Below are 16,728 nucleotides of genomic sequence, written 5' to 3' on the forward strand. Positions count from 1 at the left end.
ATCTGCATTACTATCAGGACGGTGGGTTCGGACCGATCCGTGTCAAAGAGCCTATTGTTCTCGGTCATGAAGTCGCCGGAACCGTGTGCGACATTGGCCCCAACGTCACCAGTCTCAAACCCGGTGATCGGGTTGCCCTTAGCCCAAGCCATCCATGCGGCGACTGCAAATTCTGCTCAACCGGCTTGTTCCAGCACCGCCTGAACATGCGGTTTTTTGGGTCCGCTTTGCGGTTTCCCCATGAACAAGGCGCATTTCGCGATCAGATGGTGGTGGGCGCCGCGCAGTGCGTTCCGGTCAAGGACAGCGTCACAATGGCAGAGGCGGCCTGTGCCGAGCCGCTTGCCGTCTGCCTGCACGCCAGAAACCGCGCACCCGACCTTCGGGGCCGTCGTGTTCTGGTCACCGGAGCCGGACCGATCGGCGTTCTATGTGCCGCCCTTGCAGTTGAAGCCCGAGCAAGTGAGGTCGTTGTCACAGACTTGCAGGATACTCCTTTGAAAGTTGCCCAGCAGATGGGAGCAACGCGGGTCATCAACATCGCAGTCAACCCGTCCGGACTTGAGGTTTATTCAACCGACAAGGGCCGTTTCGACGTCGCTTTTGAATGCTCCGCCGCGGCACCCGCGATCCAAAGCGCGATCAACGTCGTCCATCCCCAAGGCACGGTCATTCAGGTTGGTGTGACAGGTGATGTGGCGGTTCCCATCAACATTCTGGTCGGTAAAGAGATCAGCTTTCTCGGCTCTCATCGCTTTCACAGTGAATTTGCTGCCGCCGTGGACCTTATCGGCAATCGCGCCATTGATCTCAGCCCGATGATCACCGGGACGTTTCCGCTGGAGGACGCCGTGGAGGCATTCGAGATTGCGGGGGATCGTAGCCGTGCGGTTAAAACCCAGCTCTCCTTTGCAACCGAGTAAATTGTGAAAAATGGTTTCTGCAATGACAGTGAAGCTGCCCTGTATGCCGCACCGAGGTGCTTTGTCACGTTAACCCAGATGAACCAATTAGGACGCCGCGATCTGAGATTAGGCTGCCACAATCTTACACCATTCAGCGAATGCTTTGGCGCGGGTTTGACGAAGAGTTCGGTGAAAGATTAGATGGCGCTGTAAATTGAATTGGTTGTAGTTGGCGTCGTGGACGGACAGAAATCGCTGTATTTATTCGGGTATTTTTAAACCGTTCTTGTCGGCGCGTCGGCCCCTTCCCCTTGGATTTGCAAACAAACCAGTGCCGGGCATAAGTCGCCGCCCTGCCCGTCTCAAGCAGAGTTCCTGCTACAAGATCCGATCAATCCAACTCTGCAATCAGTTCGTCCGTAGTAATCTGCCGGCAATAGCCTTTAATCGCATTAAGCGACGCCGCTTGCCGGGCCTCCGAGAACGTCGCACAGGCGTCCCAAATGGCGCTTTCGACGTATTGATCGGTCAGAACTCCCGAAAGGAGCAACTGCTGAATGCCGAGGTTTCGCAGGATATAGTCGCTTTTGTTGTCGTTGAACGCGGCCGGGTTCTCGCCCAGCTGGAAAACGGCGATCTTCGCACATCTGGTTTGGATCGTTCCCATCGTCACTCTTGGCATCTCGATCCGCTTCTTCGGCTACGATCCCGCACAGAAAGAAGCCGCTCGCGATCTGGGCGCGAACAGCTGGCAAGTCGTGAGAGAGAGCTCGCTGCCCGCCCTATGGCCCGGCATCTTTTCAGGGGGACTGTTCGCGTTCCTTCTGTCCTGGTCAAATCTGCCCCTGTCGATCTACACTTCGGGACCGGACACCCCGCTTCCAGTGTGGCTGTTCACCAGGACCGCCACGAACTACTCTCCTCTGGTGCCATCGGTCGCCGTGATCGGAACACTGGTCTCCGCGGCGCTGGTTGTGTCGCTTGCTTTAACCATGTTCGTGGTGCGCCGGGTTCAGGGTCGGTTCTGATTAAGAACGCCAGCTGATATCGCCGGATTGCAGGAACGCTGTCCATCCGCCGCACCAAAGTCGGCAACGTCAGACTAAACGGATCCGCTCGTTCTGCTGCCACCCTGAGCGTTTGCGCTCGGACGTAATTTCTTTGTTTGCTTGATAAGCATCAAACAGCATGACGCGAAAGAGGCTGATATTCCTCGTCCAAACGCTAGTAGATGAGTATCGTCTGACAGTGCCCCCATGGCCGATGTTCTAAATCAACCCTACAAAGATGTTATAGGAACGCATGCAAGCCTCGCGGTCGCTGCGAAACAGGAGTTGCGCCAATGGTAGAGCCAGAAACATTTAGGTTCCTTGCAGATCTCGCAGTGAACAACCGCAAATCCTGGATGGACGAGCACCGTGATGAGCGCGACGCCGCTCTGCGTAATTTCACCGGCATCGCTATGACACTGCACGATTATGCTGATCGCTTTGACCCTTTCCTGGCCGAGGCGGGGATCAAACCAAAGCAAAGCTATACCAAGTTTTTTCAAGAGCCGCGGGACCGCATCGGACGTGCTCTATACCGCTCGGGCGTGGATATTTTTGCCAATGCCGGTCATCCCGCAGAAGACTTCGGATACTACCTCCATATCGAGCCAGGAAGTTGCCACGCAGGCGCCGCGCTTTTCCAACCCTCTAAGGCGGCACTCGCGCGGTTACGGAAGCGTCTGGTTGATGATCCGGAGGGCCTGAAAGACCTGTTGGCTGATCCTGAGTTCAAGAAGGCTTTCCCAGACGGTGTGGTCACACGAAAAGCGTTGGGTGCAGTGCCGGACGGCTTTGTAAGTAGCGATCCAGCGGCACCCTATTTGAAAATGGTCGGCCTGGGATGCCGCAAAGACTTGCCGGACGCGCTCCTGCTCGACGACAAGGTGATCGATCTCCTAATCGAGATCTTTCGCGCCGCCAGCTCAATGGTGCGCCACTTCGACTGATTGCGCACAAGAAAGTGCCGGCTTTATGCATTATCGAAGCATCCGATGACCAACGTTATTGAGCGTCGGGCGGGCCTAGTCATTTTAAGTGAGAATATTCAGTGGCTAACATTATCCGCAAGCTGCGACTTGAAATGGTGACAGGCCACGGCTCTCAGGTCTGACACAGGCTGTATGAGGGGCTGCGTCACGCTACAAATCTCGCTAGAAAGGGGACAACGCGGGTGAAAATAGCACCCTGTAGGTGGCGCTAGCGGCGAAGGGACTTCACCTTCGATGGTGTCGAAATAGACCAGCTCCTCCGCATCTAGCACCAGCTTGGGCACACTGCCGAACAGGGCCGCAGTATATGGATGGGCAGGCGTGCCGAATACCTGTGCCACCGGCCCCAATTCAACGATCCGTCCCAGATACATGACCGCCACGCGATCGCTGACATGCTGCACCACGCTCAAATCATGGCTAATGAAAACGGATGTCAGTTTCAGATCACGGGTGAGCTCCAGAAACAGGTTGATGATCTGCGCCTGAATCGACACGTCCAGCGAGGCCACAGGCTCATCGCAGATCAGCACATCAGGCTGCATCGCAAGTGCGCGGGCAATCGCGATCCGCTGACGCTGACCACCTGAGAACTGGTGCGGATAGCGGTCGACCCACACGGGGTCCAGCCCCACACGTTCGAACCATTTGCTGACATATCTGCCGGCTTCCGACTTGTTCGTCAGGCCATGGGCGATAGGGCCTTCGGCGACGGTATCGCCTACCTTCATGCGCGGATCGAGGCTGGCAAAAGGGTCTTGAAAAACAGTTTGCACGCGGGTCGTGATCTTGGAGCCGTTCTCCATCACTGGCGCGCCGTCGATGGCCACCGTCCCGGAGGTCGGCGGCAGAATGCCCGCAATCACGCGCCCAAGTGTAGACTTGCCGCAACCAGACTCGCCGACCAACCCCAAGGTTTCTCCCTTGTGGACCGACAGGGTAACATCCGATACCGCGCGGACCGAGCGGGTCTCAACCTTGGCACCCAACTTGGCGGCTATCTTTTCGCCTGTGCTCAGATTGGGACCGAACAGGCGGCTGACATTGTCGACGGTCAAGAACGCGCTCATGCAGGAACCTCGGTGTCTTGTCCCACTGGATGAAAGCAACGCCAGCCGCGGCCATCTTGCAGGGTCATCTCCGGGTCTGTTCCACATCTTTTGGTCGAACGATCACAGCGCGGCGCGAAGGGGCAGCCGCGCGGCAGAGACAACAGAGACGGCGTGGTGCCGGGGATTTGGGTCAGCGGCACACCGGGTTTCGCCGTCGCGGGGAGCGAGCCGATCAGACCGGCAGTATATGGATGGCGCGGATCACGCAGCAGCTTGGCGGTCGGACCCTGTTCGACGATCCGTCCCGCGTACATCACCGCTAGCTTACTGGCGAGACTGGAGACCACGGCCAGATCGTGACTGATCCATATCAGCGCGGTGCCGGTTTCGCGGGCAAGGTCGCGCATCTGGAACAGAATCTGCGCCTGAATGGAAACATCCAGCGCCGTCGTCGGCTCATCAGCCACGATGACAGCTGGATGGTGCAAGAGGGCAATAGCAATTGCCACGCGCTGCCGCATGCCGCCGGAAAACTCATGTGGATAGGCCCGCAGCCGCGCAGAGGCTGACGGGATTCCCACTTGGGTCAGCAAGTCCGCCGCACGCGCTTCGGCTGCACGGGCGCTCAGGCGCTCGTGTGCGTCAATCGCAAGTCTCATCTGCTGGCCGATGGTCAGCATTGGGTTCAGCGTCGCAATCGGGTCCTGAAAGATCATCGAAATCTCTCGGCCCCGGCGGGCGCGCAGGGCCTTTTCCGACAAGGTCGTCAGCTCAGTCCCGTTGAGTTTAATGGAGCCCGCAACGATGCGTCCCGGTGCATCAACCAGCCCCAGAAGGGAAAAGCCAGTGACCGTCTTGCCCGATCCGCTTTCGCCCACCAGTCCCATGATCTCGCCCTTGGCCAAATCAAAGGATACGCCATCCACCGCCTTCACCACGCCTGCACGCGTAAAAAAATGGGTGCTCAGGTTTTCAACGCTCAGGACAGGATCGGTCATTTGCGCAGCCTTGGATTGAATTGATCGCGCACCTGATCACCTACGATATTAATCGCCACGATCAGTATAATTAGGGCGACGCCGGGGTAGACCGAGATCCAGTAGCGCCCGCTCATCATGTACGGGAATCCGTTCGCGATTAACATGCCGAGCGAGGGTTCGGTGACCGGCAGGCCAAGCCCCAAGAAGCTCAGTGTGGCTTCAAGAGAAATCGAATTAGCGATCTGCACTGTCGCCACCACGATCAACGGTGGGGTGCAATTAGGCAGCAGATGTCTCAGCACTACCAACCGTCCGCTGAGCGGAGTGGCAAGGGCGGCCTCTATATAGTCCTTGCCACGCTCAGCCTTGGCAGCACCGTAGGCGGTGCGCGCGAAGTAGGCATATTGCGCGGCGACCAGCGCCCCAATTAGCTGCGTCTTGCCCTGCCCCAGAAGTGCGACGATCACCAGCGCCAGCAAGATCGCCGGGAAGGAAAGCTGCAAGTCGACCAACCGCATGATCAGTGCTTCAATCCGACCGCCGACATAGGCCGCCGTGATCCCCAGCGCTGTACCAATAGTGAGCGAAACCAAGCCAGCGGCCAGCCCAATCTGAATGGAGATCCGAAGCCCATAAAAGATCGCCGACAGTAGGTCTCGTCCCTGTGGATCGGTGCCCAAGATATGCGTATACCCGCCCGACCCCACAAATCCCGGCGGTCTGCGGCTGTCCATCAACGATAGGTTCGCCAGATCATAGGGGTTCTGAGGCGAAACGACTGACGCGAACAGCGCGAGCAAGATCAGCGCGACCACGACGACCAAAGCCACAACGGCGATCTTGTTTTCGCGATACTCCGCCCAGAAACGGCGCAGTGGGGTGCTTTCAGCGCTCATGCCGATGCCCCATGCCGCACGCGTGGATCGATCAGCGCAAAGATTAGATCAATCACGAAATTGATAGTCACAAATAGAAAGGCAACCAGGATCAGATAGGCAACCATGACAGGCCGATCCAGCACACCGATACTATCGATGATCAGCTTGCCAACACCGGGCCATGAAAAGATCGTCTCAGTCACAACAGCAAAGGCAAGCGTCGATCCCAGCTCAAGCCCGAAGACCGTGATGATCGGAATGGAGATGAGTTTCAGCAAGTGGCGGCGCAGGATGGTGCCTTCTGACAGGCCTGCGGCGCGGGCGAATTTGATTGTATCGGTCAGCATGATCTCCCGCGTCCCAGCGCGCGCCAAACGGATCATCATTGCCAGTTTGAATAGCGCCAAGTTGACGGCTGGCAACACGATATGGGACAGGCCGTTCAATGTTGGAAAGGACCAGCGGACTCCCCAGATCTCCACTGTCTCGCCCCGTCCACCTGCAGGCAACCAGCCAAGATTAACCGCAAAAAACAGAATCAGGATCAGTCCCACCCAGAAAGATGGCACCGAAAACCCAAGCACAGATACCGCCATGATCGTCTTGGAAATCCAGCTGTCGGGCCGGTAACCTGCATAGATGCCTAGGCTAACTCCCAAAAATGTGGCCGAAATGACCGAGATCAGAACCAGCTCAAGTGTCGCGGGCAGACGTCCGCCAATCAGCTCTAGCACAGGAATATTATAGACAAATGATCGCCCCAGATCGCCCTGAAGCAAGTTCGAAATGAAGATGAAATATTGTTCGTAGAGGGGTCGGTCGAGGCCAAGCCTGCGGATTACTTCTTCGCGGATGTCCTGCGTGGCCTCAGGGGGGAGCACAATGTCGATGGGATTGCCGATGGCATAAACCCCACAGAATACGATGATCGACATGACAGCCATGACCAGCACGGCCTGAATGAAGCGCTGGATAATGAAGCCGAGCATCAGCTCTCCCTTAGGACAAAGCAAAGGCCGGGCGGCGTGTCTGCCGCCCGGCCTTTTGTCGTGCTATTCTATCAGGATGCTGGCTTGATGAAGAACGCAAGGGTGTCTTCGTCAAAGCGCGGCAAGAGCTGCAGCATGCCAGCCTTTGCACCCCAGACCGTCTGAAGCTGAACGATAGAGATATAGGCTTTGTCTGCCATCACCTTTTCCATCGCTTCTTCGTAAGTCGCGCGGCGCTCGTCCGCATCCATCATCTGGGCACCGGTCTCAAGCAGATTGTCCACATCTGTGTTGTTGTATTCGATCCGATTATAGGCTCCCAGCTTGACCTCGGGATTGTTGGAATGTGCCAAACCGCCCAAGGTGTATGATGCCTCACCCGTTAGAGTGCCCCATCCATTCATGAACATTGAATATTCAAGCCGGGCCTGTGCGGGAAAGTAGACGGTTTTGGAAATCGCATTCACGTTGGTCTTGATGCCAGCTTGCGTCAGCATCTGGCCAAGTCCCTGGCAAATCGCGCCGTCACCTGGAAGCCGGTCAGCGGTGCAGTAAAGATCCACCTCGAACCCGTCAGGATAACCCGCATCAGCCAGTAATTCCTTAGCTTTTGTAGGGTTGTATTCCGGCATCGGGATGTCTTCGCTTGAGCCAAAAAAGCCAGAAGGCATCATTTGGTTCGCAGGCTTTCCAAGGCCTTCAAGCACGATATCCACCATGGTTTCACGGTCGATTGCGTAGTCGATGGCCTGACGCACCTTCAGGTCGCGAAATGGATTTGAAGCGAGATCGGAGCCGTCAATGGCGCGCACCATCGGCGTCTTTTCGCGTTGATCCAGCTGCAGGTTCATGATGTAGACGCTGTCGCCCTTAACCGCATCAATATTGGCATCGTTCTCGAGCGCCAGATAATCCACAGAAGACACATAGTTGATCACGTCGACCTGCCCTGCCTTAAGCGCCGCTAAACGTGAGCTGTCATTCGGAATTTCCTTGCGGATCACCGTTTCCCAAGCGCCCATGCCGCGCCAGTAGTCGTCGTTGCGCTCAAGAACCAGATCGCCTTTTGGCTCCCAGCTGACATATTTGTATGGGCCGGTACCAATTGTGGCTGCACCGGAGTTAAAGCCCGAAGCCGCAGTTTCAGGGGTGGAGTAATCTGCCGCAGCGTCAGACGAGACAATAAACAAGCGGATAAAATCATTTGGCAACGTGGCTGCTTGACCGTCCGTGTGAATCTGAATCGTCAAGGGGTCTATGATGTCGACACCCGCCACGCGGCGCACGTAGATCGCCGTGGTGGTCGGGCCCGTGACAACAGGAATCCGCTCGATTGAGAACTTCACATCCTCTGCGTCGAAATCAGAGCCATCGTGAAACTTTACGCCTTCGCGCAGTTTGAATTCCCAAGTGTCTTCGTCAACCGGGGTCCAACTTGTGGCAAGGCCCGGTTCGATCTGTAGATCGGTCCCGGACCACACCAGTGTATCAAAAATATGCTTTGCCGCCTCAGCGTGTGGGCCAAGAGCAGAAAAATGCGGATCCATTGATTCAGGTCCGCCGCGCACTCCCATCGTCAGCGTTTGCGCCGATACAGCACCCGCTGCTGTTAGGCTCAGCGTAATCGCCAGAGGTGCAAGGAACTTCTGGTACTTCATGGTTTTCCCTTCCCGTGTTTGGAGGAGGCAGCAAACCCCATCCGATCCTATTAGTGGCAGTCATGTCCCATTTGGAACTTGCTTTCGCAGAATGTGGGGAGATACTGTAGCAGTCAAGTTCATTTTGGAACTCAGATGGGTGAGCCAAAGGATCATTAACCAATGTCAGGTCCACAGACCGCTTCCGATGAAGAATTCAGCGAACAAGAAATCTTGGAATGCCCAGACATGCTGGATGCTAAATTGTGGAATAACCCCTGTCCGTTCACCTTTCGGATTAACTATCTGGCGCTGCTCTACAATACGCCGCTCTATAGCTGGGTGCAGGATTCTTATGGGCTGAAGCGGCCGGAATATGTGGTATTGTATTCGCTTGCGCTCGCCGACGGCGGCAGCGCACGGGACATCTCGCGCACCTCCGGCTTTCCAAAGAACACACTGAGCCGCGCTGTTAAACGGCTGGAACTTATGGGCTTGATCGACGCGCGCAGCAAAGCCCCCGGTGGCGGGCGCAAACAGGCGCTGCACCTGTCGGAAAAGGGGTGGAAACTGTTTCACGCAACCCGCCCCGCATTTGAGGCCCAGGAAAAGCGCATGCTGGCGGCGCTGTCAGCAGGAGAGCGGCAGATGCTGTTTGAACTGATGTCAAAAGTGGTTCTTGGCGCAGAAAATTGGGCTGGCGCACTGCCGCCCGAAGCCATGTCTGAAACGATACGTTTGAAGGAAGGAAAAACGCAATGAAGGTTGCCAATATGAACTGGCGTGACGTCGATGCGGCCGCCACCCGCGATCCGCGCTGTATCCTGCCTATCGGTTCAACCGAGCAGCACGCGCAGCTCTCGCTTTGTGTGGATATGATCCTAGCAGAGAAAGTCGCAACCGACGCCGCCGAGCCTCTGAATATTCCAATCTTTCCAGTGATGCCTTATGGGCTGGCTCCCTATTTCAACGCTTATCCCGGCACCATCTGTCTGCGTGTTGAAACGTTGATGGCGGTGATCCGCGATGTGGTGGCATCGCTGCGGCGGGCGGGGTTCCGGCAGATCCTGATCGTGAACGGGCATGGCGGCAACAACCCGGTAGCTGCGCTTGCGCAGGAATTAATGGCCGAATACAGCGATACGTCGATCAAGTTCCACAACTGGTGGAACGCCCCTGAAACGTGGGCCAAGATACAATCCATAGACACCACTGGCTCCCACGCCAACTGGATGGAAAACTTTCCCTGGACACGGCTGGCCCATGCTCCCGCTCCAGACGGCGAAAAGCCGGGGATAGATATGGCCCTAATGAAGGCATCATCGCCCGCACAAGTGCTAGACCTTCTGGGTGACGGCTCCTTCGGGGGGCCATGGCAGCGCTCTGATGCGGAAATGCTGGCAATCTGGGAAACCGGCGTCGCCGAAACTCGCGCGGCACTGGAAGGCCCTTGGCCTGTTATCGGCAATGGCTGAGCCTGTATTGATCTGGGGCGCGGGTGCCATTGGCGGCATATTGGGAGCCTATTGGGCGCGGGCCGGCGTACCGGTCCTTATGGTCGATATCGTGCCTGATCATGTGGCTGCATGCGCCAACAAAGGTCTCTCAATCGAAGGCCCGGTTGAAGAGTTCACCCAAGTTGTGTCCTGTGTCACCCCCGAACAGCTGACCGGCGAATACAGCCGGATCGTACTGGCGGTAAAGGCACACGCGACCGAAGCAGCAATGATGCAGCTAATGCCGCACCTGGCGTCCGGTGGCTTTGTCCTGTCCGCGCAAAACGGGCTGAATGAACGCGTCATCGCACAGCATATCGGGCCGGATCGCACTATCGGTGCGTTTGTTAACTATGGTGCCGACTGGATCGGACCCGGTCGTATCCTATTTGGCAACCGCGGCGCAGTTGTGGTTGGCGAAATAGACGGCAGCCTGCAGCAGCGCACCAAGGATATGTTTGCCCTGTTGCAGATATTCGAACCGGACGCAGTCCTGACGCGCGACATCTGGGCTTATCTTTGGGGCAAACTGGGCTATGGCGCGATGCTCTTTGCCACGGCGCTGACCCCCGACAGCATGACAGCAAATTTCGAAGATCCCGCACGCGGTCCAGTGCTGATGGGTTTGGCGCGAGAAGTGATGCGCACCGCCATCGCCGAAGGTGTCAATCCAAAACCATTTAACGGGTTCGAGCCAATCGCCTTCATGCCCGGATCCGACGATACAGCCGCGCGGAAAAGCCTTGCCGACCTGGCCGAATTCAACTCCAAGACCGCCAAGACGCACACGGGCATCTACCGCGATTTGGCTGTGCGTAAACGCAAAACCGAAGTGGACCCCCAAGTCGGGACGATCGCCGAGATTGCTGCAGGACATGGCATAGACACGCCGCTGCTGCGCCGCCTGGTGGAGCTGATCCACGACATAGAAAACGGCCGCCGCGAGATGTCGGCAGAAACGTTTCACGAATTGACCGAGGTGCTTACATGACGGTCCACACAGCCCTTGTGACCGGCATCGTTGGCGGGATTGGTGCGGCGATTGCTACCCGTCTGGCCGCAGATGGGGCCAAGGTTGTTGTCAGCGATCTTCCCGGGGATGCGTTAGAGGAAGCGGCAGGGCGACTGGGCTTGCCTGCCGCAGCGGCAGATCTCGGAGACTCGCGCTCGGTCAGATCAATGGTACAGAAAATCACCTCTGATTATGGTACGCCGGATATTTTGGTCAATGCTGCAGGCGGTGTACGCAATCAGGTCGGCTCTCCACTGGAAGACGTGAACCCGGATGATTGGCACAGTATCTTTGCCATTAATGTGGATGCCACGCTCTACCTGTCGCAATCCATGGTGCCCGCGATGAAGACCGCAGGCTGGGGCCGGATCGTGACGATCAGTTCGGGCGCGGGGCTGCGACCCAGTCTCACCGGCATTCATGCCTATACAGCAGCCAAACACGCACTCGTCGGGCTGACGAAGCAACTTAGCCTTGAGCTGGGCCAGCACGGGATCACTGTCAATTCCATCGCCCCCGGCTTCATCCTGTCCAATCCCGCTACGCGCCGCCAGTGGGACGCCTACGGCCCCGAAGGACAGTCCCAACTAATCCGTCGCATTCATACTCGCAGGTTGGGCACTCCCGAAGACATCGCCGCCGCCGCCGCCTTTATAACATCGGAGGAGGCCGGGTGGATCACAGGTCAGATCCTCAGCGTAGATGGCGGTGTAACCTGAGGAGAAAGCGTTTGACTGACCCCGTTCTTACCCACGCACTTAGCCGACAGAGCCAGTTGATCGACGCGCTCAAAACGCTCGTGGCCTGTCCTTCAATCGGTGCGGATCCGGCCATGGCCCAGGGCATGGAAGACGCTCGCGCCCTTATTGAGGCGCGACTTGATGCGATGGGGTTCCAGAACCGCCAGCGATTGACGTCGGCGGACGGCAGCGGCCAACCGGCCATCTTCGCTGAACGAATAGACGCGCCCGGCAAGCCAACAATGCTTGTCTACGCGCACTATGACGTACAGCCTTCGGACCCGCTGAACAAATGGGATACACCCCCATTTGAGCCAGTCGAACGGGACGGCAGGCTCTACGGGCGCGGGGTTTCGGACGACAAAGGCCCGATGTTGATCGCGCTTGATACACTTGCCGCCTTCGTCGCGGTCGAAGGACGGCTGCCGATCAATGTCAAACTGCTGATTGAAGGGGAAGAAGAAACCGGCTCGCCCTCTCTGCCGGGCATATTGGAAATACACCGTGACCTGTTGGCGGCCGATGCGGTGCTGTCGGCGGATGGAGCCCGGTGGCGGCCTGACCTTGTGACGCTAAACATCGGATCCCGGGGAAACGCTGGCTTTGAGGTGCGGGTGCAGACTGCGGGGCAGGATTTGCACTCAGGTCGCTACGGTGGCATAGTGGCCAACCCGTTGCACGTCCTCTCAAATCTTGTCGCAGGTCTGCACGATGCGGAGGGTCGCGTCGAAGCTCCGGGGTTCTATGATGGCGTCGCAGAACCCACAGAGGCCGAACGCAATGAAATCGAAAACATCCCCTATGACGAGCGGGACGCTTTTGCCGCCATTGCAGCACAGCCCTTCGGCGAGGCTAACTATTCTACTCTGGAGCGGCTCTGGATGCGGCCCACCGTGGACGTTAACGGCATGTGGGGTGGCTATATTGGAGCAGGGTCCAAGACCGTGATCCCAAACGAGGCTTTTGCCAAACTCACCATGCGCCTTGTTCCGGGCCAAGATCCGCAAAAGGCCAAGGACGCTGTCATTGAACACCTCAAAACGCTGCTGCCCCCATATGCCGCTTTGGAGGTCTACGGTGACCGGGGCCAAGGAGGTGCATATGCCGTGCCGGCGGATCACCCGCTGCTCGGTGCTGCTGTGTCCGCTCTTGAGTATACAACCGGTCAGTCACCGCTGAAGGTGCGCATCGGTGCGTCGCTTCCACTAACAGAGATCGTCTCCCGGGTGCTTGGGCTGGATACGGTAATGTTTTCTTTCGCCCTGTCGGATGAGAATTTTCATGCACCCAATGAATTCTTCCGCCTGTCATCAATCACTGATGGCCTTGCCGCGTGGGTCCAGATACTGCGTCAAATCGCTGAAATTTCCCCTGACGCCTTTGCGCCGTATAAGAAAAATTGACAGCCCAGCCGACCATCAACAATCGTTATGGTGCGGCCCTTTTAATTGCAGCGGCGGCAGTGTTCACGGCTGATGTAACTACTCTGCGATTCCTTTCGCCGGACGTACCTTTTGCGCAGATCATTTTTTTTCGTTCTCTTTGCCAGCTAGTGATCGTTGCGCTCTGGATTGCCTTCAGCCGTCCCGCGCTGATCTACTCTGCGCGCTGGCCAAAGTTATTGCTGCGTGGTCTCACCAGTCTTGTCTGCTGGTGGCTCTATTATGCAAGCTTTCAGACGTTGAACCTTGCGCTCGCCTCGACCCTAACCTTCACCACGTCCCTCTTCGTCGTAGCGATGGCACCGTTTGTTTTGCGCGAGAGAATTGGCATCCAAAGGGGTCTGACCACCGTCCTCGGCTTCGTTGGAATTGTTCTTGCCAGCGAGGTGAGCGGGCTGACGGTCGAAACGGGAGTGCTGTTCGGTCTTGGCTCTGCCTTTGCGGCAGCGATCTTAATCTTTCAAAATCGAGTGCTTGCCCGGACCGAACACACCGCAACTATTATGTTCTGGATCGGACTGGTGGCCAGCGTGGGAACGCTGCCCGCAGCCGTGGAAGGTTGGAGGGAACTCGTTCTTGCCGATGGCTTATTGCTTTTGACGGCAGGGACGCTTGCTACTTTGGGGATGCTGTTTACGGTTGAAGCCTACAGATTTGGCGAGGTGTCTGCGCTTGCCACTTTTCCGTACGTGCGGATTCTCTTTGCACTTGCGATCGGATATTTCATCTTTGCCGAAGCTATATCGCTACGGGAGCTTTTCGGTGCCGCAGTCATCATAACCTGCGGTCTGCTGGCGAATAAATCTCATCGCTCAGTGGGTCCGTGACCACCAAAACCGGACCGTCTCTTGGCTGATCGCGATGCTGCGCTCAAGGAGCAAACCGGCCACCTCCAGCAGCGAAAGCAGATATCTAACATACAGCATCACCGCCAGACGAATGATCTCGGGGATGCTGTGGAAGTCCTTCAATGGGTAGCGTTTTGTCACCCAACGAAGCTTGGTCAGCGCCCTGCCCGCCTCAAGTTGATTTCCTGTGACAGCGCCATTCAATGCCGTAAATCGTATGTCTGGCCCGTATCACGGTACAGGACGCCCAGAAGGCTTGATTGGGGCATAAAATGGCGGCAACATGCGAGAGAATGCATTCTCCTTGGGGAATGTCGGATACAAGTTTATCCGGTCGTTGTGTTTCCCATGCTCGACACCTTGAAACCGGACTAAAGGATAATGCGATGAGCGAAGTGCTGACGCAGGATCAGATAGATTTTTACAACAAAAAAGGCTATTTGATCGTTGAAAATCAAATACCGGACGATGTTATTGCTAATATTCGCACCAAAATCGCCCGGTTTGAGGAAGAAGTGCGCGGCCTGACGGTCAGCAATGACCGCCTAGACCTTGAAGACAGCCACACGCCCGAAGCACCGCGAATTAGGCGGATCAAGCTGCCTCATACGATCAGCGATGTTGCGCGTGATCTGATGTATTCAGATCATGTACTTGCCTCGATGCGCGATCTGATTGGTCCTGATCTGCGCCTGCACACCAGCAAACTGAACATGAAATGTGCCGGCTATGGTGCGGCGGTGGAATGGCATCAGGATTTTGCGTTTTACCCGCACACCAATGACGATGTGATGGCCGTCGCCGTAATCCTTGACGACATGGTGCTGGAAAATGGCCCTTTGATGGTGTTCCCCGGCACTCATAAGGGGCCGATATTTGATCATCATTCAGATGGCGTGTTTGTCGGAGCAATGGATCTGGCCGCGAACGGTTTGGACATCAAAGATGCCGTGCCACTGATGGGGCCTGCTGGATCAATCTCTATCCATCATGCGCGAATTGTGCATGGTTCTGCGTTGAATACATCCACACAGGATCGCCGTTTGCTGTTCTTTGAGGGCATGGCGGCAGATGCGTTTCCGGTGATGGGGTCAATGACCTCTTTCGGCTCGCTGGACGAGTATAACGAAAAGATGCTGTGCGGGACGCCGTCGATCACCCCTCGGCTCAAAGATATCCCGGTGCGCATCCCGTTGCCACAGCCAGAAAGTCGTGGCTCGATTTATGAGATCCAAAAAGGCCTGCAAAACCGTGGCTTTGGAATTTATGAAAAAGAAGATGCATAGGCGCGCGAGCTCATCGTGGTGATATGCTTTAAAAGAAAAAGATACTCACATCCCGCTCTATTGAACCGGTGACGTCCCCTGCCCCCGGCACGAAGCGGCTTGAAGTCGATGACTTGATGAGAAGTGTCAGATTAGTCGGTTCTTTTCGTTCTGCCGTCGCCCGGAGCGTTTAGGCTCGGACATAATTTCTTTGTTTGCTTGATAAGCAACAAACAGCGTGACGCGAAAGCGGCCGAAAATCCTGTCCCAAACTCTAAACGATGAGTTTAATCTGACAATGCCCCCGGCGATATAAGCTTTTGGCTGGCAGGCCCAAACGTCATGGTGTTTAGCTAGGTCGGTGGGCTACTCGTGAAAGGCCAGCTCTATGGACTTCCCTAGAACGCGGGCACTCGGCCTGGTCGCCGCGCTTGCCACGGTTACGATATGGGCGGCGTTCATGCTGGTCACACGGTTTGCCGTGCAGGGAAGTTTCACTGTCGAAGAGCTTCTAGTCCTGCGCCTCGTTCCGGGCGCATTGGTGATGGCTCCGCTTATGTGGCGACTGGGTGTCGTGCCCTACGGGCAGTCCCTGCCACGCGCAGCAATATTGATGGTTGGTGCCAGCGCAATCTTTCCCTTCGTGATCTCTAAAGGACTGACCTATGCGCCCGCCTCGGACGGCGGGGCACTGGCGCCGGGAATGCTGCCGTTCTGGACTGCGCTGGCGGCCTATGCCATGGCCGGAGAAGTCACCGGACCGCGCCGCCGACTTGGTTTAGCGATGATCCTGTCCGGTGCGATTATCGTCAGCCTATGGCAGATGCTTGCGGGACCGGACGACGGCGCATGGAAAGGCCATTTGATGTTTTTGACGGGGTCGGGTGCATTTGCTGTCTACTCCGTTATTTTTCGTCAAAGCGGACTCAGTCCCTTGCATGGGCTGGTCATCGGCCTGTTCTGGGGAGCCCTACTTGTCACCCCACTGCTACTCGCGACGGGCAATGTGAGCTTTGCCACAGCAAGTCAGGTCGATATCGCAGTGATGATTGTGCTTCAGAGTTTCATAATCGGTATTCTGGCGATGTTCTTGTTCGGCTACGCGGTGCAGATTCTCGGTGCTGGCGAGACCGCCGCCTTTGGAGCGCTGACTCCTATCCTTGCCTTACTGGGAGGCGTGGCGTTTCTGGGCGAAACCGTTACGCCTCTCAAGGTAGCTGGCGTCGCCCTAGTCGCTACCGGGGTCTTCCTGGCTTCAGGTGTTTTGAGCAAATCTCCCTCGATGCCCGCATCATGACACCAACAAGCACCCTGTGTAGAAAAGGGCCGCGTACATAAGCTGTGCTGCAATATTAAAGCGGCGGCTAAGTCCCTATGGTTGACAATGGTCGGCTCCGTAGCGCCACATGGTTTCGCGGTTAAAATGGTAGGTGGAAACTCTCGCAC

At 56.6% G+C, this 16,728-nt stretch carries 17 protein-coding genes and 1 pseudogene; 11 read left to right on the forward strand and 7 right to left on the reverse strand.

Annotation, left to right across the window (positions count from 1 at the left end; genetic code table 11):
- On the forward strand, nt 1-923 hold a 923-nt coding region (locus Q1B15_RS17895), incomplete at its 5' end, for an L-idonate 5-dehydrogenase (protein WP_299756295.1).
- 373 nt (nt 924-1,296) lie between these two features.
- Here the strand turns inward: Q1B15_RS17895 and Q1B15_RS17900 are convergent.
- Complete coding sequence (locus Q1B15_RS17900) at nt 1,297-1,455, reverse strand: hypothetical protein (RefSeq protein ID WP_299756298.1); 159 nt, start codon at nt 1,453-1,455, stop codon at nt 1,297-1,299.
- A 37-nt stretch (nt 1,456-1,492) separates the two neighbouring features.
- Between Q1B15_RS17900 and Q1B15_RS17905 the strand changes: the two genes are divergently transcribed.
- Both Q1B15_RS17905 and Q1B15_RS17910 read left to right on the forward strand, forming a co-directional pair.
- A complete protein-coding gene (locus Q1B15_RS17905) occupies nt 1,493-1,933 on the forward strand; it encodes an ABC transporter permease subunit (protein ID WP_299756300.1) in 441 nt (146 codons plus the stop codon).
- Between the two features lie 314 nt (nt 1,934-2,247).
- Nucleotides 2,248-2,901, forward strand: coding sequence for a DUF2461 family protein (locus tag Q1B15_RS17910; protein ID WP_299756303.1), 654 nt, complete (start codon nt 2,248-2,250; stop codon nt 2,899-2,901).
- Between the two features lie 98 nt (nt 2,902-2,999).
- Here the strand turns inward: Q1B15_RS17910 and Q1B15_RS17915 are convergent, their stop codons facing one another.
- The 5 genes from Q1B15_RS17915 to Q1B15_RS17935 form a co-directional block, all read right to left on the reverse strand.
- Nucleotides 3,000-4,013, reverse strand: coding sequence for an oligopeptide/dipeptide ABC transporter ATP-binding protein (locus tag Q1B15_RS17915; protein ID WP_299756306.1), 1,014 nt, complete (start codon nt 4,011-4,013; stop codon nt 3,000-3,002).
- Nucleotides 4,010-4,993: an ABC transporter ATP-binding protein gene (locus tag Q1B15_RS17920; protein ID WP_299756309.1), complete on the reverse strand. Its 984-nt coding sequence runs from the start codon at nt 4,991-4,993 to the stop codon at nt 4,010-4,012. Before Q1B15_RS17920 ends, Q1B15_RS17915 begins: the two co-directional genes overlap by 4 nt.
- Nucleotides 4,990-5,871: an ABC transporter permease gene (locus Q1B15_RS17925; protein WP_299756312.1), complete on the reverse strand. Its 882-nt coding sequence runs from the start codon at nt 5,869-5,871 to the stop codon at nt 4,990-4,992. Before Q1B15_RS17925 ends, Q1B15_RS17920 begins: the two co-directional genes overlap by 4 nt.
- The gene (locus Q1B15_RS17930) at nt 5,868-6,842 is read right to left on the reverse strand and encodes an ABC transporter permease (protein WP_299756314.1); all 975 of its coding nucleotides are present in this window, start codon (nt 6,840-6,842) and stop codon (nt 5,868-5,870) included. The genes Q1B15_RS17925 and Q1B15_RS17930 overlap by 4 nt, the downstream gene beginning before the upstream one ends.
- 71 nt (nt 6,843-6,913) lie before the next feature.
- Nucleotides 6,914-8,500, reverse strand: a complete 1,587-nt coding sequence (locus tag Q1B15_RS17935; protein ID WP_299756317.1) for an ABC transporter substrate-binding protein — start codon at nt 8,498-8,500, stop codon at nt 6,914-6,916.
- A gap of 228 nt (nt 8,501-8,728) precedes the next feature.
- On the opposite strand from Q1B15_RS17935, the gene Q1B15_RS17940 reads away from it, so the two are divergent.
- The 6 genes from Q1B15_RS17940 to Q1B15_RS17965 are packed head-to-tail and all read left to right on the forward strand — an operon-like array spanning nt 8,729 to nt 13,996.
- A complete protein-coding gene (locus Q1B15_RS17940) occupies nt 8,729-9,241 on the forward strand; it encodes a MarR family winged helix-turn-helix transcriptional regulator (protein ID WP_299756319.1) in 513 nt (170 codons plus the stop codon).
- Nucleotides 9,238-9,954, forward strand: coding sequence for a creatininase family protein (locus tag Q1B15_RS17945; protein ID WP_299756322.1), 717 nt, complete (start codon nt 9,238-9,240; stop codon nt 9,952-9,954). Before Q1B15_RS17940 ends, Q1B15_RS17945 begins: the two co-directional genes overlap by 4 nt.
- Nucleotides 9,947-10,966 carry a 2-dehydropantoate 2-reductase N-terminal domain-containing protein gene (locus Q1B15_RS17950; RefSeq protein ID WP_299756324.1) on the forward strand — a complete coding sequence of 340 codons (1,020 nt, stop codon included), beginning with the start codon at nt 9,947-9,949 and terminating at the stop codon, nt 10,964-10,966. Before Q1B15_RS17945 ends, Q1B15_RS17950 begins: the two co-directional genes overlap by 8 nt.
- Nucleotides 10,963-11,706 (forward strand): SDR family NAD(P)-dependent oxidoreductase, encoded by a 744-nt coding sequence (locus tag Q1B15_RS17955; protein ID WP_299756326.1) that lies wholly within the window; start codon nt 10,963-10,965, stop codon nt 11,704-11,706. Before Q1B15_RS17950 ends, Q1B15_RS17955 begins: the two co-directional genes overlap by 4 nt.
- A gap of 11 nt (nt 11,707-11,717) precedes the next feature.
- The gene (locus Q1B15_RS17960; protein WP_299756328.1) at nt 11,718-13,130 is read left to right on the forward strand and encodes a M20/M25/M40 family metallo-hydrolase; all 1,413 of its coding nucleotides are present in this window, start codon (nt 11,718-11,720) and stop codon (nt 13,128-13,130) included.
- Nucleotides 13,127-13,996, forward strand: coding sequence for a DMT family transporter (locus tag Q1B15_RS17965; protein WP_299756330.1), 870 nt, complete (start codon nt 13,127-13,129; stop codon nt 13,994-13,996). The genes Q1B15_RS17960 and Q1B15_RS17965 overlap by 4 nt, the downstream gene beginning before the upstream one ends.
- Here Q1B15_RS17965 and Q1B15_RS17970 read toward each other — a convergent pair.
- Nucleotides 13,991-14,158 (reverse strand): annotated as a pseudogene (locus Q1B15_RS17970) (IS6 family transposase); the annotation flags it as partial. The gene Q1B15_RS17965 and the pseudogene Q1B15_RS17970 overlap by 6 nt on opposite strands.
- 245 nt (nt 14,159-14,403) lie before the next feature.
- Here Q1B15_RS17970 and Q1B15_RS17975 point away from each other — a divergent pair.
- The gene (locus Q1B15_RS17975; protein WP_299756333.1) at nt 14,404-15,303 is read left to right on the forward strand and encodes a phytanoyl-CoA dioxygenase family protein; all 900 of its coding nucleotides are present in this window, start codon (nt 14,404-14,406) and stop codon (nt 15,301-15,303) included.
- Nucleotides 15,304-15,670: 367 nt separating this feature from the next.
- Nucleotides 15,671-16,579, forward strand: coding sequence for a DMT family transporter (locus Q1B15_RS17980; protein WP_299756335.1), 909 nt, complete (start codon nt 15,671-15,673; stop codon nt 16,577-16,579).
- Nucleotides 16,580-16,728 lie beyond the last annotated feature (149 nt).

The sequence above is a fragment of the uncultured Boseongicola sp. genome (assembly GCF_937988555.1).
Lineage (GTDB): Bacteria > Pseudomonadota > Alphaproteobacteria > Rhodobacterales > Rhodobacteraceae > Boseongicola.

What these genes read in the sequence shown, in the direction of transcription:
- Q1B15_RS17930 (WP_299756314.1), bottom strand. Translation starts at nt 6,842, where the DNA reads ATGCTCGGCTTCATTATCCAGCGCTTCATTCAGGCCGTGCTGGTCATG.
- Q1B15_RS17950 (WP_299756324.1), top strand. Translation starts at nt 9,947, where the DNA reads ATGGCTGAGCCTGTATTGATCTGGGGCGCGGGTGCCATTGGCGGCATA.
- Q1B15_RS17910 (WP_299756303.1), top strand. Translation starts at nt 2,248, where the DNA reads ATGGTAGAGCCAGAAACATTTAGGTTCCTTGCAGATCTCGCAGTGAAC.
- Q1B15_RS17940 (WP_299756319.1), top strand. Translation starts at nt 8,729, where the DNA reads ATGCTGGATGCTAAATTGTGGAATAACCCCTGTCCGTTCACCTTTCGG.
- Q1B15_RS17980 (WP_299756335.1), top strand. Translation starts at nt 15,671, where the DNA reads ATGGACTTCCCTAGAACGCGGGCACTCGGCCTGGTCGCCGCGCTTGCC.
- Q1B15_RS17975 (WP_299756333.1), top strand. Translation starts at nt 14,404, where the DNA reads ATGAGCGAAGTGCTGACGCAGGATCAGATAGATTTTTACAACAAAAAA.
- Q1B15_RS17955 (WP_299756326.1), top strand. Translation starts at nt 10,963, where the DNA reads ATGACGGTCCACACAGCCCTTGTGACCGGCATCGTTGGCGGGATTGGT.
- Q1B15_RS17945 (WP_299756322.1), top strand. Translation starts at nt 9,238, where the DNA reads ATGAAGGTTGCCAATATGAACTGGCGTGACGTCGATGCGGCCGCCACC.
- Q1B15_RS17935 (WP_299756317.1), bottom strand. Translation starts at nt 8,500, where the DNA reads ATGAAGTACCAGAAGTTCCTTGCACCTCTGGCGATTACGCTGAGCCTA.
- Q1B15_RS17920 (WP_299756309.1), bottom strand. Translation starts at nt 4,993, where the DNA reads ATGACCGATCCTGTCCTGAGCGTTGAAAACCTGAGCACCCATTTTTTT.
- Q1B15_RS17925 (WP_299756312.1), bottom strand. Translation starts at nt 5,871, where the DNA reads ATGAGCGCTGAAAGCACCCCACTGCGCCGTTTCTGGGCGGAGTATCGC.
- Q1B15_RS17915 (WP_299756306.1), bottom strand. Translation starts at nt 4,013, where the DNA reads ATGAGCGCGTTCTTGACCGTCGACAATGTCAGCCGCCTGTTCGGTCCC.